Annotated in this window: 1 protein-coding gene; it reads left to right on the top strand. The window is 35.1% G+C overall.

The window, feature by feature from the left end:
• On the top strand, window positions 1-185 hold a 185-nt coding region (locus AAEY87_RS14070; RefSeq protein ID WP_350657621.1), incomplete at its 5' end, for an HNH endonuclease signature motif containing protein.
• Between the last annotated feature and the right edge of the window lie 80 nt (window positions 186-265).

Below are 265 nucleotides of genomic sequence, written 5' to 3'. Positions count from 1 at the left end.
GCTCTGCTATTGATATGAAAGATGCTAATAATTTAATGAAAAAGAGGGTGAAAGGCTGGAGAAAACCTGATAATTACACATGGCATCACGTAGAAAATTCAACAAAATTAATTCTAATTCCTACAGACCTTCATGGTGCAGTACGGCATAATGGTGGTCGGTCAACTTATAATTTTGAGGCTTAATCAAATGGAAATCCGAAACAGTTACCCAAAGCTATCGACTAAAAAAATTCTTGAGAAGTTTTCTCTATACGGATTAACAC

The organism is Psychrobacter sp. S1-30-MNA-CIBAN-0213 (genome assembly GCF_040309845.1).
Taxonomy (GTDB): Bacteria; Pseudomonadota; Gammaproteobacteria; order Pseudomonadales; family Moraxellaceae; genus Psychrobacter.
This window is presented reverse-complemented; position numbering and strand designations above follow the sequence as displayed.